The organism is Agrobacterium sp. D14 (assembly GCF_001526505.1).
GTDB classification, from domain to species: Bacteria; Pseudomonadota; Alphaproteobacteria; order Rhizobiales; family Rhizobiaceae; genus Agrobacterium; species Agrobacterium leguminum.
Map to the genome: position 1 here is coordinate 299937 of NZ_ASXX01000052.1, position 25266 is coordinate 325202.

A 25266-nucleotide genomic window follows, 5' to 3' on the forward strand; every position below is an offset into this window, starting at 1 on the left:
GAGAAAGCTCACTGTCTTCTGATGGCCTGCGCCGTCAGTTGCGCAGCCTATACCCTGTCTTGAACATCCAGCCGACAACACCGAGGCACAGCGCCAGAAACAGCGTGATCATCGCAAGGCTGATGGCAGGATTGACGTCGGCGATCTCATAGAAACTCCAGCGGAAACCGCTGATGAGATAAAGCACCGGGTTGAAGTGGCTGACCGTCTGCCAGAAGGGCGGCAGCATGTCGATGGAATAGAAGCTGCCGCCAAGGAAGGTCAGCGGCGGCACCACCAGCATGGGAATGAGGTTCAGTTGCTCGAAATTCGTCGCCCAGATGCCGATGATGAAGCCGAAAAGACTGAAGCTCACCGCCGTCAACACGAAGAACAGGATCATCATGAACGGATGGGCGATGGTGATATCCACGAAGAAGGAGGCCGTTATCAGGATGATCGTGCCGATCATCAGCCCCTTGGTCGCCGCCGCCCCGACATAACCGGCCAGAATTTCCGTCATCGCCACCGGAGCGGAGAGGATTTCATAGACCGTGCCGGTGAATTTCGGGAAATAGATGCCAAAAGAGCCGTTGCCGATACATTGCGTCAGAAGCGTCAGCATGATGAGGCCAGGCGTTATGAACGCGCCGTAGGAAACACCGCCAACCTCCTGAATCCGCGAACCGATCGCGGTTCCAAATACGATGAAATAAAGCGAGGTGGAAATGACCGGAGAGACCACGCTCTGCAGCAGGGTGCGACGCGTGCGCGCCATTTCGAACAGATAGATGGCCTTGATGGCTTCGAAATTCATTTCTGGCCTCCCACCAGCGAAACGAAGATATCCTCAAGCGAACTCTGCCGCGTTGAAATATCCTTGAAATGGATGTTGGCGGCGAAAAGAGCGCTCAGAACATCGGCAATGCGACCCTGTTCGCCATTGTCCTCGATTTCATAGGTGACGGTGCAGCGGTCATCGGAAAGCGTCAGACCGAAGGGCGCAAGACTGTCGGGCAATTGCTCCACGGGTTGGGCAAGCTCCAGGAAAAGCTGCTTGCGGCCGAGTTTCTTCATCAACACCGTTTTTTCTTCCACCAGCAGCAATTCGCCGCCATTGATGACACCCACACGGTCGGCGATTTCTTCCGCCTCTTCGATGTAATGCGTGGTGAGGATGATGGTGACGCCCTTGGCGCGCAGCTCGGAAACCACATTCCACATGTCGCGGCGCAACGCCACATCCACGCCGGCTGTCGGCTCGTCAAGGAACAGAACCTTCGGCTCATGCGCGAGCGCCTTGGCGATCAGCACACGCCGCTTCATGCCGCCGGAAAGTTCCCGCAGCATGTTGTCCTTCTTGTTCCAGAGCGACAGGGATTTCAGGATGCGCTCGATCAGTTCCGGGTTCTTCTTTTGCCCGTGCAGGCCGCGCGAGAAGCTGACGGTGTTCCACACCGTCTCGAACTGGTCGGTGGTCAATTCCTGCGGCACGAGGCCGATCAGGGCGCGGGTCTGGCGAAAATCCTTCACCACATCGTGCCCGCCGACAAGCACCGAGCCTTCACCGGGATTGACGAGGCCGCAGACGATGGAGATCAGCGTCGTCTTGCCAGCACCATTCGGACCGAGAAGAGCGAGGATTTCCCCCTCTTTGATATCGAGGCTGACACCTTTGAGCGCCTGAAAGCCGTTTGCGTAGGATTTTGTCAGATTCCGTATCGAAACAATGGCATTCATGGCGAATCTTTCGAAAAACCGAGTAAGATGCACGCCATATAGGCCGGGAAAGGCGCAAATGCCAGTCCGACGGGCTGAACACTGCGTTCGACGGAGAGGGAAAATCAGCCGTAAACGCTATAGAAAAACTGCGCCGCAACGAAGACCAGAAACAGTCCGAAGGCGCGCTCCAGTTGCTTCTTGCTGAGCGCATGCGCCAGCCGCGCGCCATAGGGCGCAACGACAAGCGTGATGGGAATCAGCAGCACCACGGCGATCCAGTTGATGAAGCCGGTGGAAAACGGCGGCAGGCCCGCATCGCCCCAGCCGGCCCAGATGTAACCCAGCAGCCCCGGTAGCGAAATTAGCACGCCGACGCCGGAAGACGTGGCGACCGCCTGGTGGATGGTGCGTCCGTAAAGCGTCATGAAGGTGTTGTTCATCACCCCGCCGCCCACGCCCATCAGGCCGGAAAAGAGCCCGATGCCGGTGCCCACCAGAAAACGGCCCGGGTTTTGCGGCAGGTCGGAACCGAGATGCCAGCTTGCCCGGTTGAAGATCATCCGGAAGGCAAGCGCCAGCGCGATGAAGGCGAAGATCAGCCGCAGCGCAACGCTCGAGGCATGGGCGGCAACAACGGATGCGAGGATGGTGCCGAGCGGCACGGCGACGATCCAGCCCTTCAGCAGATCGATATCGACCGCGCCCTTCTGACGATGCGTCAGGAACGAGCGGATGGAAGTGGGCACGATAATGGCGAGCGACGTGCCGAGCGAAAGATGCATGCGCACCGCCTCCGGCACATCCAGCAGCCCGAAGACCTGATAGAAGACAGGCACCAGCACCGCACCGCCGCCGATGCCGAACAGCCCCGCCAGAAGACCGGCGACCACACCCGCTGCCGCAAGCGCCGCAGCAAAGACCATCAGCTCTGAAACAGGGGGCATAAAGGCAGGCTCCCGAGGGCCGTTGTCACAAACATGTGACCCTCATAGCGTATCAGAAGAACGCGGCAAGCCATGTTGGCCGCAGGTCAGTACGGCGCGATGTCTTTTGCCGCACATCCGCGCCGGATGGACCACTCCATGGGATCGTTTCCCATTGCATGCCCTTGCAAAGACGCCGATATCCCCCCGATAAGGCTGTCTTCTTCAACCGGCCTTCGGGCCGGTCTTTTTTTGTGGGAATGTGACGGGCGGCTATCGAGCTAGCGGCAGAGAAGCATCCCCAACCTTCGTCATTCCGGCCTGACCCAAAAATCCACCGCCTATGTCATCGGCGGCAGCCCGATGACAAGCCGCACTCCGTATTCGACGTCATCCTCGGCCTTGTGCCGAGGATCTGCCGACGTATCGCCAATCGCGACGTTGCAGATGCTCGGGACAGGCCCGAGCATGACGGAGGAGACGCTTTCAAACTCAGCCGTCAACCTCCACCGGCGCGACTTAATCGCAATGCCTGTAACCTGACTTGCGGGTGCGCAGGTCGAAGTGGAAATGGTTCCAGTGATTGGGGTCGCTGCCCGGTCCGAGAACGGTGGAGAAATATTTACAGCTATCGGACCTCACCGCCTTCAGCAGCGCTTTTTCGCGGAAGGCGAAGAAGCTCTTGCTGCGTACGTCGATTTCCTTGCCGTTCTTCAGCGTGATGGTACCGATATCGATGGCGTTGCCGCGTGCATGTTCGGACCACGGATTGCTGGAGCGCGAATTCATCTTGCGGCAGGAATAACCGCCCATCGGCGTAATGCGGCCGACGCCGGAAAGATAACGGAAGCGCGAGGATGGCACGAGCTCGAACTTCACCCATTTGGCGAAGGCAAGCGTGACCTGGCAATTGAGCTTCACCGCCGGCCGGATGGCGACGCCGCTGGCGAGACCGCTGAGCTCGATCGGATAGTCGATACCGCAGGTCGGACCGTCGGCAATGCGCGCAACATCCCGGAAAGCGACGCCGAGGCGGCGAAGTTCGGAGCGGCAGGCAACTTCGGAGGATGGCATGACGCCGGGCGGCATCGAGCGGTTGCTTTGCAACCCGCCACCCGCCATCGGATCGTTCGGCATCACCATCGCCACCTCTTCCACCGGCTGGCGACGGGAGGAGGCGCCGAGCGGCGGCGGTGGGATGAGCCGCGATTGGCTGGCCCGTTGCGGCTGGCGGGCCGGAGGAACGGCCACGGGATTGTCCGTGCCGATACCATCCACCACCGGCTGCGCAGACGCGCCTTCGGCAATATCCGCGTCCTGTTCTTCGGCAAGTCCGCGGACCGGCTCCACGCCCAGCATGGAATCCATGTTCACGCCGCCTTCGCCTTCGGCGATCTGGTTGCTGGTCATCTGCTGCGCGGGCATGGTCTGCCCCTGCATTGTCTGCGCCGGCATATTGCCATGGCCGCTGGCCGCCATGCGCGCCTGATGCTGGGAATCGAGCGTTGAATACCCCTGCCCGCCCTGCGGCGATTGCAGCAGCGGATCCTGCGAGGCGTAAGGCTCCGGCATCGGCTGTGAAACGGCTGCCGGATAATCGGTGCCCTGCCCGGCCTGCTCGGCCTGATACACCGCACCCGCCGGCGCGCTGTAACCCTGCTGCCGCGAGGAGCGGATGGCGCTGACGCGTGTGGTGCCGTCCACCTCCGCCGGTGGCACGAGGCCCTCCGCCGAACACGACACCATGACCGTGGAAATCATCAGCAACGTCACAAGACGACGCGGAAGGGAAACATACGCCATACGAGAACCTGTACCTTCAGCGGCCGCTATTCGCGGCAATACAGGATAAATTTTAAAGAAATGAGGTAAACGAAACCTTATTGGTTGCGGGAAATAACGAATGATGTGTTTGGCGCAGTCCCATCCACACAAGACCGCGACAATCGCGTCCGATGACGACGCCGTCGGATAAAGTCCTGCCCATAACAAAAGGGCGCGGCCAAAGCCGCGCCCTTTAACTTTCCTGAAACACCTGAAATCAAGCAGCCCGCGAAACCTCTCGCCCGGCACCATGTCCAAGCTCGAAACGCGACAGCAGCGAGCGCAGCTGGCGGCTTTCCTCGGCGAGCGTCTGGCTTGCCGCCGTCGTTTCTTCCACCATGGCGGCGTTCTGCTGTGTCATCTGGTCCATGTGGTTGACGGAGGTGTTGATCTCCTGCAGGCCGGTCGCCTGCTCGCGCGCCGCCGTGGCGATGGAGTTGACATGGCCATCGACACGATTGACCAGCGCCACGATCTCCTCCAGCGCATCGCCCGTCGAACGCACCAGTGCGACGCCGCCGCCAACCTCTTCGGCCGAACGGTTGATGAGGGTCTTGATTTCCTTGGCCGCATTGGCGGAGCGTTGGGCCAGTTCGCGAACCTCCTGCGCCACCACGGCAAAACCACGCCCGGCTTCGCCCGCACGCGCCGCCTCAACACCGGCATTCAGCGCCAGAAGATTGGTCTGGAAGGCGATTTCGTCGATGACCGAGATGATCTGGCCGATGCGCTTCGAAGACTCCTCGATGCGGCCCATGGCGTCGACGGCATTGCGCACGATCTCGCCCGAGCGACCGGCGCTGGTTTTCGTGTCCTGCACCATCTGCCGGGCCTCGTTGGCACGCTCGGAAGCGGTGCGCACCGTGGCGGTGATCTCGTCCAGAGCAGCCGCCGTCTCCTCCAGCGCCGCTGCCTGCTGTTCGGTCCGGCGGGAAAGATTGCCGGTCGCACCGCTGATATCGGAGGCGCTGTCATTGACCACGTGGCCGGTTCTGGCAATCGCCTCGATCGCGCCGTGCAAGGCGCCGACGGCACGGTTGAAGTCCATGCGCAGCTTTTCATAATCCGCGCCGATATCCGCAAGCGAAACGGTCAGATCGCCATTGGCAAGCGCCTCAAGCGCATTGCCAAGTCGCTCCATGGCATGGGCCTGCCGCTCGGAAGCGGAGCGCAGAACCATCTCGTTACCGTGCCGCTCCTGCTCCAGTGCACGCTGCTGGTCGGCCTCGCGGGCCTGCAGCGCGCTGCGCTCATTGACGCTGTCGCGCAGTACCAACAGCGTCTTGGCAATCGCGCCGATTTCATTGCGACGGTCGGCGAACTGTATATCTGCTGCGCCGTCACCGTCGGCAATCCGCCGCATGCTCTGGCGGATGAGATCGATCGGCCGCGTCACGCTGCGCACGACGGCTGCGGCCACGCCAACGACCAGAAGACCGGCGGCGATGCAAAGACCGCCATTAAAATAGACGTCGCGCCAGAATACCGCTTCAAGATCGTCAACATAGACACCGGTGCCGACGATCCAGCCCCAGGGAGCGAAACCGGCGACATGGGAAAATTTCTCGACCGGCTCCGGCGCGCCGGGCTTCGGCCAGTAATAGTCGACAAAGCCCTTGCCGCCTGCCTTGACCGTATTCACGAACTCGACGAACAGCGCCTTGCCGTTCGGGTCCTTGTTGGCGGTAAGGTCCGTGCCGTTCATTTCGGGTTTGATCGGATGCATCACCATTTTGGGATGCATGTCGTTGATCCAGAAATAGCCGCTGCCATTGCCATAGCGCATTGCTGCAATGGTCGTCTTGGCCTGCTGTTGCGCCGCCTCCCGCGTCAGGCTTCCGCCCTGCTCCAGCCGGTAATATTGATCGAGAATGGCAACAGCGGTTTCGTTCATTGCCGCAAGCCCGGCTTTCCGTTCGCGCTCCATTTCGTGGTAGCTTTCAAACAGGCTGAATGTCAGGGCCGCGGCCAGTATTGCCAGAAACAATGCGACGAGCGCATAAAGGCGCGTAGATATTGTTACGTTTTTCATGTTCCCCCTCAACGTCGCTGATGCACTTCGACCAGCCGATGTTAAAGGCAAAAAATTTATTATTATTAAATACACATATTATACGTTGGTATTATTCTTATATGCTCATACTCCTTGGCGCCACCATGCCAGACAGGCACAGCAAGCGTGAATTTTCAAACCGGCCGGCGGCATTTAAAGACACCGTTAACCGTGCGGCCCCTATCCTCTTTGACCGAAATTACTTTACAGGGAGGGCGCGATGGCCCGGCCGAATTTTCGCTATACGCATTATGACCTGAAGGAATTGCGGGCAGGAACTACCCTTGAAATATCCCTGTCAGCCGTCAACAATGTCCGGCTGATGACAGGCGCGAATTTCCAGCGTTTCACAGAATTGCTCGATTTCAAATATCTCGGCGGCGTCGCGAAAAAATCGCCGATCCGCATTGCCATCCCAGAGACATTGCACTGGCATCTGGTGATCGATGCCGAAGGCCATAGCGGCCTGGCGGAATCCTCGGTCAAGATGCTGCCCGCGCAGCCGCAGGCGGCGCCACATCGCAAGGCATCCTGATCTTCCTTAAAAAACAGCGAGTTGTCGCGGTTTCGCGACTCTTTTTGCCAGCGGCCTGAATCTTTTTCTTAAGATCGACCGCGATATGGCTTTCGGCGCAACCGCGTAAAATCCTAGCGCGATCCACGCTCGCGACGCAGCTTCGCCCACCAGTCCAGACGCTTGCGGATTTCCCTTTCGAACCCCCGATCAGGCGGATCGTAAAAGGTCGTGCGCCCCATTTTTTCCGGGAAATAATCCTGTCCGGAAAAGGCATCCGGCTCGTCATGGTCGTAGCGGTAACCGTCGCCATAACCCTCGCCCTTCATGAGCTTGGTCGGCGCGTTCAGAATATGTTTCGGCGGCACCAGCGAGCCGTTTTCCTTGGCCGCCCGCATCGCCGATTTAAAGGCGGTATAAACGGCGTTCGATTTCGGCGCGGTGGCGAGATAGACGCAGGCCTGCGCCAGCGCCAGCTCACCCTCGGGTGAGCCGAGATAATCATAGGCATCCTTGGCAGCATTGCAGACGGTCAAGGCCTGCGGATCGGCAAGGCCGATATCCTCCACCGCCATGCGCACCAGCCGCCGGCCGATATAGAGCGGATCTTCGCCGGCATCGAACATGCGGGCGAGATAATAAAGCGCGGCATCCGGGTCCGAGCCGCGCACGGATTTATGCAGCGCGGAAATGAGATTGTAATGGCCGTCCTGGCTCTTGTCGTAGACGGGCGCACGGCGCTGCACGATGCGCGTCAGCCCTTCGGTATCGAAGGTCTCATCCTTCCTCGCCGCACGCCAGACTTCCTCGGCAAGGGTCAGCACGGCGCGGCCATCGCCATCGGCCATGCGGATCAGGCTGGCCCGCGCCTCTTCCGTCAGCGGCAGGGGCTTGCCCTCCGCCTCCTCGGCGCGCTTCAGAAGTTCGCTGAGACTGTCCTCGTCATGCGAGCCGAACGTCAGGACACGCGCGCGTGACAACAGAGCGGCATTGAGTTCGAAAGACGGATTTTCGGTGGTGGCGCCCACCAGAATAATGGTGCCGTCTTCCATCACCGGCAGGAAGCTGTCCTGCTGGGCGCGATTGAAGCGGTGAATCTCGTCCACGAAAAGCAGCGTCTGCCGGCCATTCATCCGCCGTGTGCGCGCCGCTTCGAAAACCTTCTTGAGATCGGCGACACCAGAAAAGATCGCCGATATCTGCTCGAAAGCCAGCCCCGCCTCGCCGGAAAGCAACCGGGCAACCGTGGTCTTGCCGGTGCCGGGCGGCCCCCAGAAGATCATCGATCCCAGCGAGCCGCTATCGATCATGCGGCGCAGCACGCCCTCCTCGCCCGTCAGATGCGGCTGCCCGCTCACCTCCGCCAGCGTCTTCGGACGCAGACGATCGGCAAGAGGCCGCCGGTTGGCGACCTCGACAGGCACTTGCGGGGCGAAGAGATCGTCGCTCATCGCAGGAACTGCCGGATGCGCTGCCCGTCACGCAGGATTTCCACCCGCCAGAAGCCGGGATTGTCGTCCAGCGCCTTCTCGACAGCGGCGGTGGTGCCGATATCCGCGCCGTTCAGCGACAGGATCACGTCCTTCGGCTGGAAACCGACACGATAGGCCGGCGAGCCGCGCTTCACATCGGTAATGACAACGCCCGTCACCTGCGAGGGCATGCGCAATTCATCGGCAAGCTTCGGCGAAAGATTGGCAACAGTCGCACCGGCGAAGGGATTGCGTCCTTCGATCAGCCGTTCATCGCGCGGTGCGGTTTCCGGCGCGGTATCGAGCGCGATGGTCACCTTTTTCTCTTTCCCCTTGTCCATGACGGTCAGTTCGGCGGATTTGCCGATGCCGGCGGTCGTCAGGCGATAACCCAGCGCATCCGGATGCTCCACCTCGAAGCCATTGACGGCGGTAACCACCTGTCCGGGTTCGATGCCCGCCTTTTCGGCCGGCCCACCCTTGACGACGCTGACGACCAGAGCGCCGCGGGCGCGATGCAGGCCAAGCGCCTCGGCGACATCCGATGTCACCGGATCGAAGGTCGCACCGATATAGGGCCGCTCGAAGCTTGCATCCCCACGCTCGGCGGCAGCGACGAAAACCCGGACCAGATTGGCGGGAATGGCGAAACCGATACCGTTCGAGCCGCCGCCCTTGGAGAAGATGGCCGTATTGATGCCGATCAGTTCACCCGCCATATTCATCAAGGCGCCGCCGGAATTGCCGGGATTGATGGAAGCGTCGGTCTGGATGAAGAAGCCGAAATCGCCCTGCGTCACCTGGTTGCGCGCCAGACCCGAGACGATGCCGCTCGTCACCGTCTGGCCGACACCGAAGGGATTGCCGATGGCCAGCACCAGATCACCCACTTCAATCGCATCGGAATTGCCGAGCGACAGCACCGGGAACTGCTCCTTCGCATCGATCTGCAGAATGGCGAGGTCGACGCGGTCATCCTTCAGCAGCACCTTGGAGGAAAATTCACGCCCATCCGCCAGCGCCACCTTGATGTCATCAGCACCGTCGATGACGTGATTGTTGGTCACCACGAGGCCGCCGGCGGTCACGATCACGCCGGAACCGAGCGACGACTGCTTTTCCGTGCGGTTCGGCATCTGCTGGCCGAAGAACTGTTCGAAGAAAGGATCACCGGCAAAGGGCGACAGACGCCGCTGCACGACGCGTTCGGCATAGACATTCACCACCGCGCCCGCGGTGCGCTTGACCAGCGGCGCGAAGGAAAGCTGCATTTCCGTGTGGCTCGACGGCACGGTCCTGTTATCCTGCGCCGCAGCACCCACAGGCAGGAGAATGAGCGCGGCGAGAAAGCCGGTGGACAGATACTTCAACACGCTTCGCATGTGATTCCTCATCGTCATCAGTATGATGGAGTTATAACGCCAAAGCCTGTAAAGCAAAGAGCGGCAAGATGATGGCCGTCCTTTTCCAGGCATGGATCGGCGGGCGACATTGGAACCAACAGCGCCCCTTTTCGGTTTCACCGGCACCTGACTGTCCTTAAAAAGAGACGACCATGCATCTGAAACCGATCCTCCTTGCCTGCGGCATCCTGCTTGCCCCCTCCTTCATTTCTCTGGCCAGCGCAGCGAGCTTCGATTGCGCAAAGACCGATCTGGCCGCGGATGAAAAGGCGATCTGCGACAACCGCACGCTGAACGATCAGGATGTGAAGATGGCCACCACCTTCGACATCCTCACCCAGCTGATGGCCATGGGCGCACGCGACACGCTGCGCGACGAGCAGAGCCAATGGCTGAAGAAACGCCAGGAATGCGCGGCGGATGTCGCCTGCCTTACCAGCGCTTACGAGGAACGCATGAAACGTCTCGGAGAGGCGTTCCAGAGCATCAACCGGCCGCTGTAACGCAAATCCGATATTGACAACATATTGTCAAAATGGCAATGTGTTGTCATGAAAACGGACAACGCACACATTCTTTCCGCCCTGGCGGTGGCCATCTTTCGAACCAATGGCGCGTTGATCGCCGCGGGCGACGCCCTGTCTGCACCCTTCGGCCTGTCCAGTGCACGCTGGCAGGTTCTGGGAGCGGTGGCGCTTGCCGGCCAGCCTTTGACCGTGGCGCAGATCGCACGGAACATGGGCCAGACCCGGCAGGGTGTACAACGCCTCATCGATGAGATGGAACGACAGGACATTGTCTGCTTCGAAAACAATCCGCACCACAAGCGGGCCAAGCTCATTCGCCTTACCGAAAAAGGCGAGAATGCCTATGCCGCCACCATGCAGCAATGGAATGAACTCGCCGGCCGTTTAGCCACGGATATGCAGGCGGAGCAACTGAGTAACGCCATAGACTGCCTGAACCAGCTTTTCGCCGGGCTGGATGCCGATCCGCCGCAAGGCTGAACCGATCTTCTAAAGGACTATATCGATGAGAACCCTTCATCCCGTCGCCGGCACGCTGGCGCTGGCGATCATACTCGCCTTTTGGTTATCCACCGCGCTCACCGAAATCTCCGGTTCCAGCGAAGCGATCCGTACCGTCAAACTCGCCATTCCCTGGGGGTTTCTGGTGCTTGCGCCCGCGCTTGCGGTCACGGGTTTCAGCGGCTTTCGCATGGGCGCGAAATGGAAACATCCGCTGGTCGCAGCCAAGAAGAAACGTATGCCGCTCATCGCACTGAACGGGTTGCTGATCCTTGTCCCCTGCGCGCTTGTGCTTCGGCATTTCGCCCTCTCAAACGATTACGGCGGGGTCTTCTACGCCGTTCAGGCGCTGGAGCTTTGCGCCGGGGCGCTCAATATCACCCTTCTCGCAAAAAGCTTCCGCAATGGCCTTCAGCTAAAACGCCGTCTGGCCGCCTAGTTCGGCGTTTTGCGCTTGAGGTTATACCGCCCGGATGATGGTCTCCATAAGGCCATGCAACTGGTCGCGATAACCGGTTCGGGCGGAAGGCGCGTCCTCGCGAGAGGTCATCACGACCGATAGCCGTCTGGCGGGTACGATATAGAGCATCTGCCCGCCATAACCCCAGGCGTAATAGACCGTCTCTCCTGCCATCTCCTTGATGAACCAGCAATAGCCGTAACCGTCGCCGTTAAAGACGGAATTGGTGCGCTGCCGCCACGATTGCTCGATCCAGCCCTGCGAAATCAACCGCTCGCCGCCAGGTGTCACACCACCCAGGCGATAAAGCTCTCCGAAGGCCAGCAAAGACCGCGCCGTCATCGCCATCTGGTTGCCACCGAGATAGATGCCCTGCGGATCGCGCTCCCAGCCGCCGATGGAAAATCCTTCGAGCGGACGGAGCCAGTCGCGCGCAAGCGACAGCGTCGAACGGCCGGAAGCTTTTGTCAGGATAGCTGAGAGCAGATGGGTGGAGCCGGTGGAATAAAGCATGCCGCCGCCCGGTTCCCCGGCGAAACCGGAACCCAGCGCCATCCGCACCCAGTTGCGGCTGGCAACCCAGCGGCCGTAATTGGGGCCGGACATGCGCTCCAGGCCGGATTGCATCGACAGCAGGTTGCCGACGGTGATCCGTTCCAGCCGGGGATCGGGATTTTGCGGAAAATCGCCGCGCAGAACAGTCGCGATCGGCTGGTCGGCGCCTTCGAGAATCTTGCGATCGATGGCCATGCCCACCAGCGCCGAGATGATCGATTTCGAGGCCGACTTGATATTGGTGGAGCCGTTCAAACCGGCCCCGTGATAGGCGCGGCTCGCGACCTCTTCGCCATCGATGCTGACGATGACCGCCTTGAGGCTGGAAAGCGCATCCGCCTCCCGCAGCAACGGATCGAAACGGATGCCGTTGCCGGTGCTTTGCGCGCGGGCAAGCGGGGCGAAAGGCAGGGAAGCGATAAGGGCGAGTGCGGTTCGTCTTTTCATGTCACTGAGCTAGGAAGCCATACGGCGATGAAAAGAGGAAACGCCGCCAATCACTCCAATGTGACCTTATTTCTTTCCACACCCCAATTCGATGGTCTCGCGAAATCTGTATGAAAACAGGGCGTTGGCCTGCATTCCGGAATCGAGATGCAAAGCGCTTGAATCAGGTTCTGATCTTGAGGACTATTGCCCTGCCGCAAATGCAAAGACGGGAAACGATGCCGCAACTGAAATCATCGCGCCTTCTCCTCCGGCCTTTTAAAATGACGGACTCGCCGCCACTCGCCCGGCTGACGAACGACCCGCTCATTTTGCGCAATCTGCTGCGCACGGCCTATCCTTTCGAACCCGATGATGCACGGCGTCTGATCAGGCGCATTGCTGAGCGTCGGCTACCGGTATGGGCTGTGGATGATGGCAGTCTGGTCGGTCTCATCGGGCTTTCAGGCGAATTCGGCCTTTGGCTTGATCGCCGTGTTTGGGGAAAGGGCTATGGAGAAGAAGCCGGACGCCTCGTCATCGATTATGCCTTTCAGCACCTGAACATCAGAACCCTGCATGCCAATCCCCTGTTCGACAACAGGGCGTCGCACCGTCTGATGGACAAGCTGGGCTTTGTTGCGACCGGCCGTGCAAATGCCTTTTGCCGGCAACGGGGAAAAATCGTGCCGCTTCGACCTTATCGGCTCGATAAAGAGTGATCGGCACAAAAAAGCCGCCGTCTATCAACGGCGGCTTTATCATCACGGAAATCCGGAACTTACTCCGGCAAAATCCGCACTGCGCCCTTGTCAGCGCTCGAGGCAAAGGCCGCATAGGCCTTCAGCGCCGTCGTAACATTGCGCTTGCGTGGTGCTTCCGGCTTCCAGCCAAGCTCTTCCTGCTCGGCGCGGCGCGAAGCCAGCTCCGCATCGGTGACCTTCAGGTTGATCGTACGGTTCGGAATATCAATCTCGATGAGATCGCCCTGGCGCACGAGGCCGATGGCGCCGCCCTGCGCCGCTTCCGGCGAGGCGTGACCGATGGAAAGGCCGGAGGTGCCGCCGGAGAAACGGCCGTCGGTAATCAGCGCGCAGGCTTTGCCGAGGCCCTTGGATTTCAGGTAACTGGTCGGATAGAGCATTTCCTGCATGCCCGGCCCGCCCTTCGGCCCTTCGTAACGGATGACGACGACGTCGCCCGCCTTGACCTCGTTGCCGAGAATGCCCTTCACCGCCGCATCCTGACTTTCGTAAACCACTGCCGGGCCGGTGAATTTCAGGATGGATTCATCGACGCCCGCCGTCTTCACGATGCAGCCGTCGAGTGCGATGTTGCCGTAAAGCACGGCCAGACCGCCATCCTTGGAGAAAGGCTTCTCGACCGAGCGGATGACGCCGTTTTCGCCGTCCGTATCCAGATCGTCCCAGCGCGAGGACTGGCTGAAGGCCACCTGCGTCGGCACGCCGCCGGGGGCGGCCTTGAAGAACTGGCGCACCGTCTCGCTGTTGGTGCGGGTGATGTCCCAGCGGTCGATGGCGTCGCCCAGCGTCGCCTCATGAACGGTATAGGTATCGCGATTGATGAGCCCACCGCGTTCCAGCTCGCCGAGAATGCGCATGATGCCGCCGGCGCGGTGAACGTCTTCCATGTGCACGTCCTGCTTGGCCGGCGCGACCTTGGAAAGGCAGGGAACCTTGCGGGAAAGACGGTCGATGTCTTCCATGCCGAAATCGACGCCTCCCTCATGCGCCGCCGCCAGAATATGCAGCACCGTGTTGGTGGAACCGCCCATGGCGATATCCAGCGACATGGCGTTTTCAAACGCCGCCTTGTTGGCGATGGTGCGCGGCAGGACGGTTTCGTCCTCCTGCTCGTAATAACGGCGCGCCAGATCGACGATCAGGTGACCGGCTTCGACGAACAGCCGCTTGCGATCGGAATGGGTGGCGAGCGTCGAACCGTTGCCGGGCAGCGAGAGACCCAGCGCCTCGGTCAGACAGTTCATGGAATTGGCCGTGAACATGCCGGAACAGGAACCGCAGGTCGGGCAGGCCGAACGCTCGATAACCTTCACATCCTCGTCGGAAATCTTGTCGTCTGCAGCTGCAACCATGGCGTCGACCAGATCGAGCGCAACCGTCTTGCCGTGCAGGACGACCTTGCCGGCCTCCATCGGACCGCCGGAAACGAAGACTGCGGGGATGTTGAGGCGCATCGCCGCATTCAGCATGCCGGGGGTGATCTTGTCGCAGTTGGAAATGCACACCATCGCATCGGCGCAATGGGCGTTGACCATATATTCCACCGAATCCGCGATGATCTCGCGCGACGGCAGCGAATAGAGCATGCCGTCATGGCCCATGGCGATACCGTCATCGACCGCGATGGTGTTGAATTCCTTGGCCACACCGCCGGCTGCCTCGATTTCGCGGGCAACGAGCTGGCCGAGATCCTTCAGATGCACATGGCCCGGCACGAACTGCGTGAAGGAATTGACCACCGCGATGATCGGCTTGCCGAAATCGCTGTCCTTCATGCCGGTGGCGCGCCAAAGGCCGCGCGCGCCCGCCATGTTGCGGCCGTGGGTTGTCGTTCTGGAGCGATAGGCTGGCATGGTGTTTTCCTCAATCTCTTGGGCTAAGACGCGTCTTCCGCAGCGCGGTCAAAACGGCCTCTGCCCTATTTTGCGGTTTTTCTAGCGCAAACCGCAAGCCCTGTCACTGTCACCTTGGGGCAAAACAGTACGGTTCGGTACGGTACGCTTTCTCTTCATCGTGCTATCCGGCCGCGCCTTCATCACAAATGCGCGATTTCCGCCGCCCCACCGTTGTTTTTCCGCAGAGCGCTGAAACATATCTGTGCAGCGGCCGTATTGGCTATCATAATCGATTTATCGCCGATGTACCCGGCTTTTGTGGAGGTTCCAATGCCCGCCTATCGCCCGCCCCTCATCTCGGCAAATGAAATCACGCCGAAGAATATCTACCTGTCCAGACGTGGCTTCCTCGGCACGGCGGCGGGGCTGGCGGCAATCGGACTGGCCGGACGCGAGGCTGTTGCCGCGCCGCTTTCCGCAAAACCCGGCGCCTACAAGCTGGACGAGAAGCTCACCCCGCTCGATGCTGTCACCAGCTATAATAATTTCTACGAATTCGGTGTTGGAAAATCCGACCCGAAGGAAAACTCCGGCAAGTTCAAGCCTACCCCATGGACGGTGAAGGTGGATGGCCTCGTCTCCAAACCGCAGGAATTTGGCATTGAAGAGCTGATGAAATATCCTCTCGAAGAGCGCACTTACCGCATGCGCTGCGTCGAGGGCTGGTCGATGGTCATTCCGTGGATCGGCTTCCCGCTCGCCACCCTTCTCGACAAGGTGGAGCCGCTTGGCAGCGCGAAATATGTCGCTTTCGAAACCGTGGTGCGGCCGGACGAAATGCCGGGGCAAAGCGGCCTCTTCCAGCCTCTCTCCTGGCCCTATGTCGAGGGGCTTCGCCTCGATGAAGCACGCCATCCGCTCACCATTCTCGCCGTTGGCCTTTATGGAGAGACGCTGCCGAACCAGAACGGTGCGCCGATCCGCCTCGTCGTGCCCTGGAAATACGGTTTCAAGGGCATCAAATCCATCGTCCGCATCTCGCTGGTCGAGAAACAGCCGGAAACGACGTGGAAAAATTCCAACGCCCGCGAATATGGCTTCTATTCCAACGTCAACCCGAATGTCGACCATCCGCGCTGGAGCCAGGCGACGGAACAGCGCATCGGCGAAGGCGCCTTCTTTGGCACCCAGAACCGCCCTACCCTGATGTTCAACGGTTATGACGAGGTGGCGAGCCTCTATGCCGGCATGGACCTGAAAGCGAATTATTGACCATGGCCTTCGCCCTGCCTCTTCCCTCGCTGCCGAAGCGTTACCAGCCGGCGGCCATCTGGTCGCTTTATGTGATCGGCCTCTGTCCGGGCCTCTGGTATTTCTATCTCGCCGCAACCGGCGGCCTCGGCTTCAACCCGGTCAAGGATTTCGAGCACCTGCTCGGCATCTGGGCGCTGCGCTTCCTGTGCCTCGGGCTTCTGGTGACGCCGCTGCGCGATCTCTTCAACATCAACCTCATCGCCTATCGCCGCGCGCTGGGGCTGATCGCCTTTTATTACGTGCTGGCGCATTTCACCGTCTATCTGGTGCTGGATCGCGGCCTGATCCTCGGTTCCATCGCCGGCGATATTCTGAAGCGCCCCTATATCATGCTCGGCATGGCCGGCCTTCTCATGCTCATACCGCTGGCGCTCACCTCCAACCGCTGGTCGATCCGCAAACTCGGCAGCCGCTGGAACACGCTGCACAAACTCGTCTATCTCGTGCTCATCGTCGGCGTGCTGCATTTCGTGCTGGCGCGGAAGTCGATCACGCTGGAGCCGGTGTTTTATATCAGCACGATGGTGGTATTGCTCGGCTATCGGCTGGTGCGGCCCTCGATCATGGCAAGGAAGCGGGGGAGACGCGCTGACAGGAACTCTCTGCAACGCCCATCACGATCATGAAGCCGACCGATCAAAACCTCCGAACTGCCCACCGCCCTGAAATCTCCATTTCCGGTCAAACGGCTCTCTCCGAAATATTCAACACAATGGCAACTGGCGCGGCTTTCGACCCTGCTCGAATTGGCCGCGCCTTAAACAGTGCTCATCGGCAGGCGTTGTCAGGGCTTGTTGAACGCATTGAGAACGACGACGTTAAAGAAGAAGACCTGCAAAGGCTCTGGCTCGCGCATCATGTTTCGGACCGCATTGTTCTGATGGCCACACTTGTTGACCTTATTCGTCAAATCAGCCGCTACTTGCCGGGTCGACAGCCTTAAATCCGGAAAGTGAAGCAACAAAAAAAGCCGGGCGATCTCTCGCCCGGCTTTTTAAACTCATGACGCCTGAACGGCGTCAAACCTTATGCAGCTTCGGCAGCAGCAGCTTCAGCGGCAACGCGAGCCTTGTCGGCTGCGCCCTTGGCGTCAACGTCGCGCTCGACGAATTCGATGACGGCGAGAGCGGCATTGTCGCCCTGGCGGAAGCCGGCCTTCATGATACGCAGGTAGCCGCCGTTGCGGTTTGCGTAGCGGGCTGCGATCGCGTCGAACAGCTTGCGAACGGCGTCCTGATCCTTGATCTGCGAGATCGCCTGACGACGAGCGTGCAGGTCGCCGCGCTTGCCGAGGGTGACGAGCTTCTCAACGATCGGGCGAATTTCCTTCGCCTTCGGAAGCGTGGTTACGATCTGCTCATGGGTGATGAGCGAAGCAGCCATGTTGGCAAACATTGCCTTGCGGTGGCTGGCGGTTCTATTGAGCTTGCGGCCTGAATTACCGTGGCGCATTGCTATTCTCCTTCTACGCAGGTTCCTTCTCTAAGGCCTGCCGTTTCCTGGCACATGCAGGTGACTTACCTGCTGTTTGACGGGGAAAGGCAGTCTTTAAAGGGTCTGCCTTTTTGATTGTTAGTACTGGTCTTCGTAACGCTTTGCGAGATCTTCGATGTTCTCAGGCGGCCATGCCGGCACTTCCATGCCGAGGTGCAGACCCATGGAAGCGAGAACTTCCTTGATTTCGTTCAGCGACTTGCGACCGAAGTTCGGCGTGCGAAGCATTTCGGCTTCGGTCTTCTGGATCAGGTCGCCGATATAAACGATGTTGTCGTTCTTCAGGCAGTTTGCCGAACGAACGGACAGTTCGAGCTCGTCGACCTTCTTGAGAAGCGCCGGGTTGAACGCGAGTTCGGTAACCGATTCTTCTTCTGCTTCCTTCTGCGGCTCGTCGAAGTTGACGAAGACGCCGAGCTGGTCCTGAAGAATGCGAGCGGCGAAGGCAACGGCGTCTTCGCCGGAAACCGAACCGTTGGTCTCGATCGTCATGATCAGCTTGTCATAGTCGAGAACCTGGCCTTCACGGGTGTTTTCCACCTTGTAGGACACTTTCTTGACCGGAGAATAGAGGCTGTCCACCGGAATGAGGCCAATCGGGGCATCTTCCGCGCGGTTGCGCTCAGCCGGTACGTAACCCTTGCCGTTGTTGACGGTGAATTCCATGCGGATTTCAGCGCCATCGTCCAGCGTGCAGATCACGTGGTCGGGGTTCAGGATCTCGATATCGCCAACCGTCTGGATGTCACCAGCGGTCACGGCGCCCGGACCCTGCTTGCGCACGACCATGCGCTTGGAATCATCGCCGTCCATCTTGATGGCGATTTCCTTGATGTTGAGCACGATATCCGTCACATCTTCCCGAACGCCGGGGATGGAGGAGAATTCGTGCAGGACACCGTCGATCTGCACGGCCGTCACAGCGGCGCCACGCAGAGAAGACAACAGAACGCGACGCAGCGCGTTGCCGAGGGTAAGACCAAAACCACGCTCCAGCGGCTCGGCAACCAGCGTTGCCTTGGTGCGGCTGGACGAGGTGAACTCGACCTTGTTCGGCTTGATAAGTTCCTGCCAGTTCTTCTGAATCATCTTTAAACCTTCCGTTCGCCGCCACCATCCAATCGTGACGGACCGAGCATGAAAACACCGAGAGGAACCTAATTCAGCGGTTCATCGGTGGGTTCTTGAGCGCAAGTCCGCCGATCGAAATCGACGCGCACACGCCAGATACACGAAAATTCCGCCAGACCTGAGGTAAGGCGGAATTTCCGAACCACGGTCGCGTCAGACGCGGCGCTTCTTGCGCGGACGGCAGCCGTTGTGCGGGATCGGCGTCACGTCGCGAATGGAAGTGATCATGAAACCGGCAGCCTGCAGAGCGCGAAGTGCCGATTCACGGCCGGAACCCGGACCGCAAACTTCAACTTCAAGCGACTTCATGCCGTGTTCCTGAGCCTTCTTCGCGCAATCTTCAGCAGCGATCTGGGCAGCGAACGGGGTCGACTTGCGCGAACCCTTGAAGCCCTTGGCACCAGCGGACGACCAGGCAATAGCATTGCCCTGTGCGTCGGTGATGGTGATCATCGTGTTGTTGAAGGTCGAGTTGACGTGCGCGACGCCCGACGTGATGTTCTTACGTTCGCGACGGCGAATACGTGCGGCTTCCTTGGCCATTTTATACCTTTCATTGATCTCTTCACCGCCGTAACACCAGCGGCTACACCGGCGATCGGCCCCATCGGAGCTTCACGCCAAACTCAGAAAGGCTGGCGCGGACTGCACCAGCCTCCCCTTTCCGGAGAACCGGAAAATTACTTCTTCTTACCAGCGATAGCCTTCGCCGGACCCTTGCGGGTGCGGGCGTTGGTGTGCGTGCGCTGACCGCGGACCGGAAGGCCACGACGGTGACGCAGGCCGCGGTAGCAACCGAGGTCCATCAGACGCTTGATGTTCATCGAGGTCTCACGACGCAGGTCGCCTTCGACCTGATAGTCGCGGTCGATGGCTTCGCGGATCTGAAGAACTTCAGCATCCGTCAGCTGATGAACGCGCTTCTCAGCCGGAAGACCGACCTTGTCCATGATTTCCTGCGCGAATTTCGGACCGATCCCGTGAATGTAGGTCAGCGCAATAACAACGCGCTTCGCGGTCGGGATGTTGACGCCAGCGATACGTGCCACGTCTCTTCTCCTTGGTTCCAGTTGCCATCCGGCAAGTGGTGATTCCATTCGAGCGGCCGACAAGACCGCCAGTTCAAATTGGTGTCCGTGACAAGTCAAAACGACCGAACCCGGATCTCCCTTCCCTTAGGGAAATCCGCGCCAGTCGCTTGGGATGTCGCGAGTTGGCGCGGTGTTTAACGGAATCAGCGCAAAAAAGCAACCGGCTCCGCCAAGATTCTTTTACGATCCAAAGGATCTGCCGCCATGCGCAAGCGAGATATGGGCAAGAGCGCAACAGCCTCGCCCATCCGCTCCGTCGATCAGGCGGAGGCTTTCTCGAGAACGCGCTCGATAGCCTCGGTGACGGCATCGACGTCAGCCATGCCATCCAGCGTCACGAGCTCGCCCTGTTCGCTGTAATAAGCGGACAGCGGCGCGGTCTTCTCGCGATATTCCGTCAGGCGCTTGCGGAACGCTTCCGGATTGTCATCCGAGCGAACCGTACCGCCGGCGGCAATGGTTTCAGCCACGCGGTTTTCGATTCGGCGAATCAGCGCCTCTTCGTCCACCTTGAGTTCGATGACGGCATCAAGGACCAGATTCTTCTTGCGCATGTTCTCTGCAAGCGCCTTGGCCTGCGGAACGGTGCGCGGATAGCCGTCGAGAATAAAGCCCTTGGCACAGTCCGGTGCTTCGATGCGTTCGGAAACGATCTGATTGACGATATCGTCGGAAACAAGCCCGCCGGCGTCCATGACGGCCTTGGCGCGTTTGCCGATTTCGGTGCCCGCGCTAACCGCAGCGCGAAGCATGTCACCGGTGGAAAGCTGCGGGATCCCGTACTTGTCCGTCAGCCGCTTGGCCTGGGTTCCCTTGCCCGCACCCGGCGGACCCAAAAATATCAGTCTCATCGTCCCCTCTTTCCTCCACGCAACTTCGACTTCTTGATCAGCCCTTCATACTGCTGCGCGATCAGGTGGCCCTGAATTTGCGCAACCGTATCCAGAGTTACACTGACAACGATCAAAAGCGAAGTACCACCAAGGGCTAATGGAATGCCCGTGCGTGCGATAAGTGTCTCAGGAAGGATACAGACGAAGACAAGATAAATCGCGCCGACCACGGTGATGCGGGTCAGGACATAATCGATGTACTCCGCGGTGCGCTCGCCCGGACGGATGCCCGGAATGAAGCCACCATGCTTCTTGAGATTATCTGCGGTGTCCTTCGGATTGAAGACGATCGCCGTATAGAAAAACGCGAAGAACGCGATCAGCAGGCCGTAGAGCGCCATGAACAGCGGCTGTCCGTGCTGCAGCGACGCGATGATCGAGGTTGCCCAGCCCGGCAGGTTGGTGTTTCCGGCAAAACCCGCAGCCGTTGCCGGCAGCAGCAGCAGCGACGATGCGAAGATCGCGGGAATGACTCCAGCCGTGTTGAGCTTCAGCGGCAGATGCGAGGTATCGCCCTGGAACATGCGATTGCCGACCTGTCGCTTCGGATATTGGATCAACAGGCGGCGCTGCGCGCGCTCCACGAAGACGATGAGCGCGATGACGCCGATGGCGACCACAACGACCGTCAGGATGAGCGGGGTGGAAAGCGCACCGGTACGGCCGAGTTCCAGCGTGCCGGCCAGCGCCTTGGGCAGGCCTGCGGCGATGCCCGCGAAGATGATGAGCGAAATACCGTTGCCGATACCGCGCGAGGTGATCTGCTCACCCAGCCACATCAGGAACATCGTGCCGCCGAGCAGCGTGATGACGGTGGAAATGCGGAAGAACCAGCCTGGATCGACCACGAGGCCGTTGCCGCTTTCGAGGCCGACCGCAATGCCATAGGCCTGCAGCGTGCCGAGCAGCACCGTGCCGTAGCGCGTATACTGGTTGATGATCTTGCGGCCGGCTTCGCCTTCCTTCTTCAACGCTTCGAGCGAAGGCACGACCGAGGTCATGAGCTGCACGATGATCGAAGCGGAGATGTAAGGCATGATGCCGAGCGCGAAGATCGCCATGCGCTCGACGGCGCCACCCGCAAACATGTTGAAAAGACCGAGAATACCGTTGGCCTGGCCACGGAAGGCCTGCGCATAGGCTTCGGGGTTCAGGCCCGGAAGCGGAATGTGGGTGCCGAGACGGTAGACGAGAAGTGCGGCAAGAGTAAACCAGAGACGCTTTTTCAGATCCTCCGCCTTAGCGAAGGTCGAAAAATTCAGGTTCGAAGCCAGTTGTTCCGCTGCTGAAGCCATAAATTTCTCCGAATGACCCTTGCCAGCCAGCGCAACCGGCCGATGCGGAAAGGTCTAAAAGATACTGGTCAAAACCGGGCTTCGGACAAATGCGGCTCTGAGCCGCCATCATGCCTCACCCTGTTTTTTATGTCCTATCCCCTCCCCTACGGAAGTTCAAGAACTGTGAGGCTCTCCCTGCAGCACTTTCTGCCGCAAGCGGGGCCGTGGAAGCACACCGCGAAGAGATTGCCCTGATGCTCTATAAATCGATTTAGATCGAAAGCACCATAGGCCAGGGAGCGCAAACGCCCGGAGCGACGAGCCCCGGGCGTCTGAAGTCTATATATTACTCGGCGGCTTCTGCTGCAACTGCGAGAAGCTTGATCGAACCGCCAGCCTTTTCGATCTTTTCGATTGCGGGCTTGGAAGCGCCGGCAACTTCGAAAGCGACCTTGGCCTTCAGCTCGCCGTCGGCGAGAATGCGTACGCCGTCCTTGGCGCGGCGGATAACGCCGGCAGCCTTGAGAGCAGCGGCATCGATCGTTGCGGAAGCGTCAAGCTTCTTGGCGTCGATGGCGGTCTGAATGCGGCCGAGCGATACGACAACATATTCGGAAGCGAAGATGTTGTTGAAACCGCGCTTCGGCAGACGACGGTAGATGGGCATCTGACCGCCTTCGAAACCGTTGATGGCGACGCCCGAACGAGCCTTCTGGCCCTTCACACCGCGACCACCGGTCTTGCCCTTGCCGGAACCGATACCGCGACCTACGCGGATACGGTCCTTGGAGGCGCCTTCGTTGTCTCTGATTTCATTGAGTTTCATGATAGGTTACTCCGTCTCACTTCTCGTCAACGACGCGAACGAGATGCTGGACCGCACGGATCATGCCGCGAACCGCCGGAGTGTCTTCCAGGGTGCGCTGACGATGCATCTTGTTGAGACCCAGGCCGATCAGCGTCTGGCGCTGGATTGCCGGGCGGCGAATGGGGCTGCCGATCTGTTCGACCGTAACAGTCTTCTTGGCTTCAGTAGTCTTCTTGGCCATGATCCAGCTCCTTATTCTTCAGAAGCGTTGCCGGAAGCGGCACGACGAGCCTGAAGGGTCGCATACTTCAGACCGCGCTGTGCAGCGATGTCCTTCGGATGAACCTGATGCTTCAGAGCGTCGAACGTAGCGCGAACCATGTTGTACGGGTTCGAAGAACCGGTCGACTTGGCAACAACGTCATGAACGCCGAGCGTTTCGAAAACGGCGCGCATCGGACCACCGGCGATGATACCGGTACCGGCCTTGGCCGAACGCAGCAGAACCTTGCCTGCGCCGTGACGGCCATTGACGTCGTGGTGCAGCGTGCGGCCATCGCGCAGCGGAACGAAGATCAGATCGCGTTTTGCGCTTTCGGTTGCCTTGCGGATGGCTTCCGGAACTTCACGAGCCTTGCCGTGACCGAAGCCGACGCGGCCCTTCTGGTCGCCAACGACGACGAGAGCGGCGAAGCCGAAGCGACGGCCACCCTTAACAACCTTTGCAACGCGGTTGATCGCGACCAGCTTGTCAACGAATTCGCTATCGCGCTCTTCGCGGTTCTGACGCTCTTCGCGGGAACCTCTTTTATCCTGTGCCATTGTCCTTGTCCTTTTTCTTTTGCGGGTGGAACGGCAAACGAAAAGACCAGCGGCCCCGATGAAGAGATCCGCATGGTCCGGTGAAATTCCGCCCGGATCGTTGTCCGGGCGGAAAAAAATCAGAAGTTCAGGCCGCCTTCGCGGGCAGCGTCTGCCAGGGCCTTGATGCGGCCGTGGTAGATGAACGCGCCACGGTCGAATACGACATCCTTGACGCCAGCCTTGACGCCACGCTCGGCAACCAGCTTGCCTACGACAGTTGCTGCTGCAACGTCGGCGCCGGTCTTGAGCGAGCCGCGCAGATCGGCTTCGAGCGTGGAGGCAGACGCAAGCGTCTTGCCAGCAACGTCATCGATGATCTGGGCGTAGATGTTCTTCGACGAGCGATGAACCGACAGGCGCGGGCGGCCGTTGGCAACCGCCTTGATCTGGCGGCGCACACGGCTCGCGCGACGTGCAAGTGCTTCTTTCCTGCTAGCCATTTCGCGTGATCCTTACTTCTTCTTGCCTTCTTTGCGGACAATACGCTCTTCAGCGTACTTCACGCCCTTGCCCTTGTAGGGCTCGGGACCGCGGTATTCGCGGATTTCCGCGGCTACCTGGCCAACCTGCTGCTTGTTGATGCCGGAAACGATAATTTCCGTGGGCTTCGGAACGGCAATGGTGATGCCGACCGGCGGCTCGTAAACAACGTCGTGGGAGAAGCCGAGAGCCAGCTGCAGGTTCTTGCCCTGCATGGCGGCACGGTAACCGACGCCGTTGATTTCGAGCTTGCGCTCATAGCCGTCCTTAACACCCTTGAAGATGTTCTCGATCATCGTGCGGGACATGCCCCACTTCGAACGAGCTTCCTTGGTGCCGTTAGCCGGCGTTACGGAAACGCCGTTATCTTCGAGCTTCAGCTGAATGTCGTCGTTAGCGACGAAAAACAGTTCACCCTTCGGGCCCTTAGCAGTAACCTTCTGGCCGTCGACATTGGCCGTCACACCTGCTGGAACCGGAACGGGCTTTTTACCGATACGAGACATTATTCAATCCTGTCTGTTCGTTATGGAGATCCTTGCTCGGGTCTTAGAAGACCGAGCAAAGAACCTCGCCACCAACGTTCTGTTCGCGAGCCTGGTGATCGGCCATCACGCCCTTCGGGGTCGAAAGGATGGTGATGCCGAGGCCGTTCGCGACCTGCGGAATGGACTTTACCGAGACATAAACCCGGCGGCCCGGCTTGGAAACGCGGCCGATCTCACGGATCACGGACGCGCCTTCGTAGTACTTCAGCTCGATCGTGAATTCGGACTTGCCGTTTTCGAAATCGACCTTGGAATAACCGCGAATGTAGCCTTCAGCCTGCAGCACGTCGAGAACGCGTGCGCGGAGGCTGGAAGCCGGCGTGCTTACCGAAGACTTGCGGCGAGCAGCACCATTGCGGATGCGGGTGAGCATATCACCCAAAGGATCAGTCATGGTCATGTGCCCGT

The 25266-nt window shown here is 59.7% G+C and carries 29 protein-coding genes; 8 read left to right on the top strand and 21 right to left on the bottom strand.

Annotated elements, in window-relative coordinates; all coding sequences use genetic code 11:
- Window positions 1–34: 34 nt before the first annotated feature.
- The 5 genes from L901_RS22645 to L901_RS22665 form a co-directional block, all read right to left on the bottom strand.
- Window positions 35–796 carry an ABC transporter permease gene (locus L901_RS22645; RefSeq protein ID WP_003520396.1) on the bottom strand — a complete coding sequence of 254 codons (762 nt, stop codon included), beginning with the start codon at window positions 794–796 and terminating at the stop codon, window positions 35–37.
- Window positions 793–1719: an ABC transporter ATP-binding protein gene (locus L901_RS22650; protein WP_059760433.1), complete on the bottom strand. Its 927-nt coding sequence runs from the start codon at window positions 1717–1719 to the stop codon at window positions 793–795. The genes L901_RS22645 and L901_RS22650 overlap by 4 nt, the downstream gene beginning before the upstream one ends.
- 104 nt (window positions 1720–1823) lie before the next feature.
- Window positions 1824–2645, bottom strand: a complete 822-nt coding sequence (locus L901_RS22655) for a sulfite exporter TauE/SafE family protein (RefSeq protein WP_035261319.1) — start codon at window positions 2643–2645, stop codon at window positions 1824–1826.
- 498 nt (window positions 2646–3143) lie between these two features.
- Complete coding sequence (locus tag L901_RS22660) at window positions 3144–4427, bottom strand: extensin family protein (protein ID WP_059760435.1); 1284 nt, start codon at window positions 4425–4427, stop codon at window positions 3144–3146.
- A 238-nt stretch (window positions 4428–4665) separates the two neighbouring features.
- Window positions 4666–6480, bottom strand: coding sequence for a methyl-accepting chemotaxis protein (locus tag L901_RS22665; RefSeq protein ID WP_059760437.1), 1815 nt, complete (start codon window positions 6478–6480; stop codon window positions 4666–4668).
- Between the two features lie 241 nt (window positions 6481–6721).
- On the opposite strand from L901_RS22665, the gene L901_RS22670 reads away from it, so the two are divergent.
- On the top strand, window positions 6722–7036 hold the full coding sequence (locus L901_RS22670; RefSeq protein WP_003520391.1) for a DUF1883 domain-containing protein: 315 nt from the start codon (window positions 6722–6724) through the stop codon (window positions 7034–7036).
- 113 nt (window positions 7037–7149) lie between these two features.
- Here L901_RS22670 and L901_RS22675 read toward each other — a convergent pair whose 3' ends face one another.
- The gene (locus tag L901_RS22675) at window positions 7150–8466 is read right to left on the bottom strand and encodes a replication-associated recombination protein A (RefSeq protein ID WP_059760440.1); all 1317 of its coding nucleotides are present in this window, start codon (window positions 8464–8466) and stop codon (window positions 7150–7152) included.
- Window positions 8463–9869, bottom strand: a complete 1407-nt coding sequence (locus L901_RS22680; protein WP_003520388.1) for a DegQ family serine endoprotease — start codon at window positions 9867–9869, stop codon at window positions 8463–8465. Before L901_RS22680 ends, L901_RS22675 begins: the two co-directional genes overlap by 4 nt.
- A 173-nt stretch (window positions 9870–10042) precedes the next feature.
- Between L901_RS22680 and L901_RS22685 the strand changes: the two genes are divergently transcribed.
- Genes L901_RS22685 through L901_RS22695 form a run of 3 tightly spaced genes read left to right on the top strand, consistent with a single transcriptional unit; the run spans window position 10043 to window position 11357 of the window.
- On the top strand, window positions 10043–10393 hold the full coding sequence (locus tag L901_RS22685; RefSeq protein WP_003520387.1) for a lysozyme inhibitor LprI family protein: 351 nt from the start codon (window positions 10043–10045) through the stop codon (window positions 10391–10393).
- Window positions 10394–10441: 48 nt separating this feature from the next.
- Window positions 10442–10897: a MarR family winged helix-turn-helix transcriptional regulator gene (locus L901_RS22690; protein ID WP_020809717.1), complete on the top strand. Its 456-nt coding sequence runs from the start codon at window positions 10442–10444 to the stop codon at window positions 10895–10897.
- Window positions 10898–10922: 25 nt separating this feature from the next.
- Window positions 10923–11357, top strand: coding sequence for a hypothetical protein (locus L901_RS22695; protein ID WP_020809718.1), 435 nt, complete (start codon window positions 10923–10925; stop codon window positions 11355–11357).
- A 21-nt stretch (window positions 11358–11378) separates the two neighbouring features.
- Here L901_RS22695 and L901_RS22700 read toward each other — a convergent pair whose 3' ends face one another.
- A complete protein-coding gene (locus L901_RS22700; protein WP_059760442.1) occupies window positions 11379–12380 on the bottom strand; it encodes a serine hydrolase in 1002 nt (333 codons plus the stop codon).
- A gap of 158 nt (window positions 12381–12538) precedes the next feature.
- On the opposite strand from L901_RS22700, the gene L901_RS22705 reads away from it, so the two are divergent.
- Window positions 12539–13081: a GNAT family N-acetyltransferase gene (locus tag L901_RS22705; protein WP_183044092.1), complete on the top strand. Its 543-nt coding sequence runs from the start codon at window positions 12539–12541 to the stop codon at window positions 13079–13081.
- 59 nt (window positions 13082–13140) lie between these two features.
- On the opposite strand, the gene ilvD is transcribed toward L901_RS22705, so the two are convergent.
- On the bottom strand, window positions 13141–14976 hold the full coding sequence (gene ilvD / locus L901_RS22710; protein ID WP_003521018.1) for a dihydroxy-acid dehydratase: 1836 nt from the start codon (window positions 14974–14976) through the stop codon (window positions 13141–13143).
- Window positions 14977–15288: 312 nt separating this feature from the next.
- On the opposite strand from ilvD, the gene msrP reads away from it, so the two are divergent.
- From msrP to L901_RS22725, 3 genes are read left to right on the top strand one after another with little or no spacing between them, the layout of a single operon-like run.
- Window positions 15289–16230 (top strand): protein-methionine-sulfoxide reductase catalytic subunit MsrP, encoded by a 942-nt coding sequence (gene msrP, locus L901_RS22715; RefSeq protein ID WP_059760444.1) that lies wholly within the window; start codon window positions 15289–15291, stop codon window positions 16228–16230.
- 2 nt (window positions 16231–16232) lie between these two features.
- Window positions 16233–16898: a protein-methionine-sulfoxide reductase heme-binding subunit MsrQ gene (gene msrQ, locus L901_RS22720; protein WP_059760445.1), complete on the top strand. Its 666-nt coding sequence runs from the start codon at window positions 16233–16235 to the stop codon at window positions 16896–16898.
- Window positions 16895–17215, top strand: a complete 321-nt coding sequence (locus L901_RS22725; protein ID WP_059760446.1) for a hypothetical protein — start codon at window positions 16895–16897, stop codon at window positions 17213–17215. The genes msrQ and L901_RS22725 overlap by 4 nt, the downstream gene beginning before the upstream one ends.
- An 83-nt stretch (window positions 17216–17298) precedes the next feature.
- Here the strand turns inward: L901_RS22725 and rplQ are convergent, their stop codons facing one another.
- The 12 genes from rplQ to rpsH form a co-directional block, all read right to left on the bottom strand.
- Window positions 17299–17724 carry a 50S ribosomal protein L17 gene (gene rplQ, locus L901_RS22730; RefSeq protein ID WP_003521014.1) on the bottom strand — a complete coding sequence of 142 codons (426 nt, stop codon included), beginning with the start codon at window positions 17722–17724 and terminating at the stop codon, window positions 17299–17301.
- Between the two features lie 120 nt (window positions 17725–17844).
- Window positions 17845–18855, bottom strand: coding sequence for a DNA-directed RNA polymerase subunit alpha (locus L901_RS22735; protein WP_003495228.1), 1011 nt, complete (start codon window positions 18853–18855; stop codon window positions 17845–17847).
- A 195-nt stretch (window positions 18856–19050) separates the two neighbouring features.
- The gene (gene rpsK / locus L901_RS22740) at window positions 19051–19440 is read right to left on the bottom strand and encodes a 30S ribosomal protein S11 (protein WP_003521013.1); all 390 of its coding nucleotides are present in this window, start codon (window positions 19438–19440) and stop codon (window positions 19051–19053) included.
- A gap of 137 nt (window positions 19441–19577) precedes the next feature.
- Entirely contained in the window at window positions 19578–19946 is a 369-nt protein-coding gene (gene rpsM, locus L901_RS22745) for a 30S ribosomal protein S13 (RefSeq protein WP_035263425.1), read from the bottom strand.
- Window positions 19947–20248: 302 nt separating this feature from the next.
- Window positions 20249–20839 (bottom strand): adenylate kinase, encoded by a 591-nt coding sequence (locus tag L901_RS22750; RefSeq protein ID WP_003521011.1) that lies wholly within the window; start codon window positions 20837–20839, stop codon window positions 20249–20251.
- Window positions 20836–22176 (bottom strand): preprotein translocase subunit SecY, encoded by a 1341-nt coding sequence (gene secY, locus L901_RS22755; protein ID WP_003521010.1) that lies wholly within the window; start codon window positions 22174–22176, stop codon window positions 20836–20838. The genes L901_RS22750 and secY overlap by 4 nt, the downstream gene beginning before the upstream one ends.
- Window positions 22177–22504: 328 nt before the next feature.
- The gene (gene rplO / locus L901_RS22760) at window positions 22505–22984 is read right to left on the bottom strand and encodes a 50S ribosomal protein L15 (RefSeq protein WP_003521009.1); all 480 of its coding nucleotides are present in this window, start codon (window positions 22982–22984) and stop codon (window positions 22505–22507) included.
- A gap of 16 nt (window positions 22985–23000) precedes the next feature.
- Window positions 23001–23207 (bottom strand): 50S ribosomal protein L30, encoded by a 207-nt coding sequence (rpmD, locus tag L901_RS22765; protein WP_020812287.1) that lies wholly within the window; start codon window positions 23205–23207, stop codon window positions 23001–23003.
- 11 nt (window positions 23208–23218) lie between these two features.
- Entirely contained in the window at window positions 23219–23788 is a 570-nt protein-coding gene (gene rpsE / locus L901_RS22770; protein WP_004442585.1) for a 30S ribosomal protein S5, read from the bottom strand.
- Between the two features lie 119 nt (window positions 23789–23907).
- Window positions 23908–24270: a 50S ribosomal protein L18 gene (gene rplR / locus L901_RS22775; RefSeq protein WP_003521008.1), complete on the bottom strand. Its 363-nt coding sequence runs from the start codon at window positions 24268–24270 to the stop codon at window positions 23908–23910.
- A 12-nt stretch (window positions 24271–24282) separates the two neighbouring features.
- On the bottom strand, window positions 24283–24816 hold the full coding sequence (gene rplF, locus L901_RS22780) for a 50S ribosomal protein L6 (RefSeq protein WP_003495204.1): 534 nt from the start codon (window positions 24814–24816) through the stop codon (window positions 24283–24285).
- Window positions 24817–24859: 43 nt separating this feature from the next.
- Window positions 24860–25258, bottom strand: coding sequence for a 30S ribosomal protein S8 (gene rpsH, locus L901_RS22785; protein WP_003521007.1), 399 nt, complete (start codon window positions 25256–25258; stop codon window positions 24860–24862).
- Window positions 25259–25266: the final 8 nt, after the last annotated feature.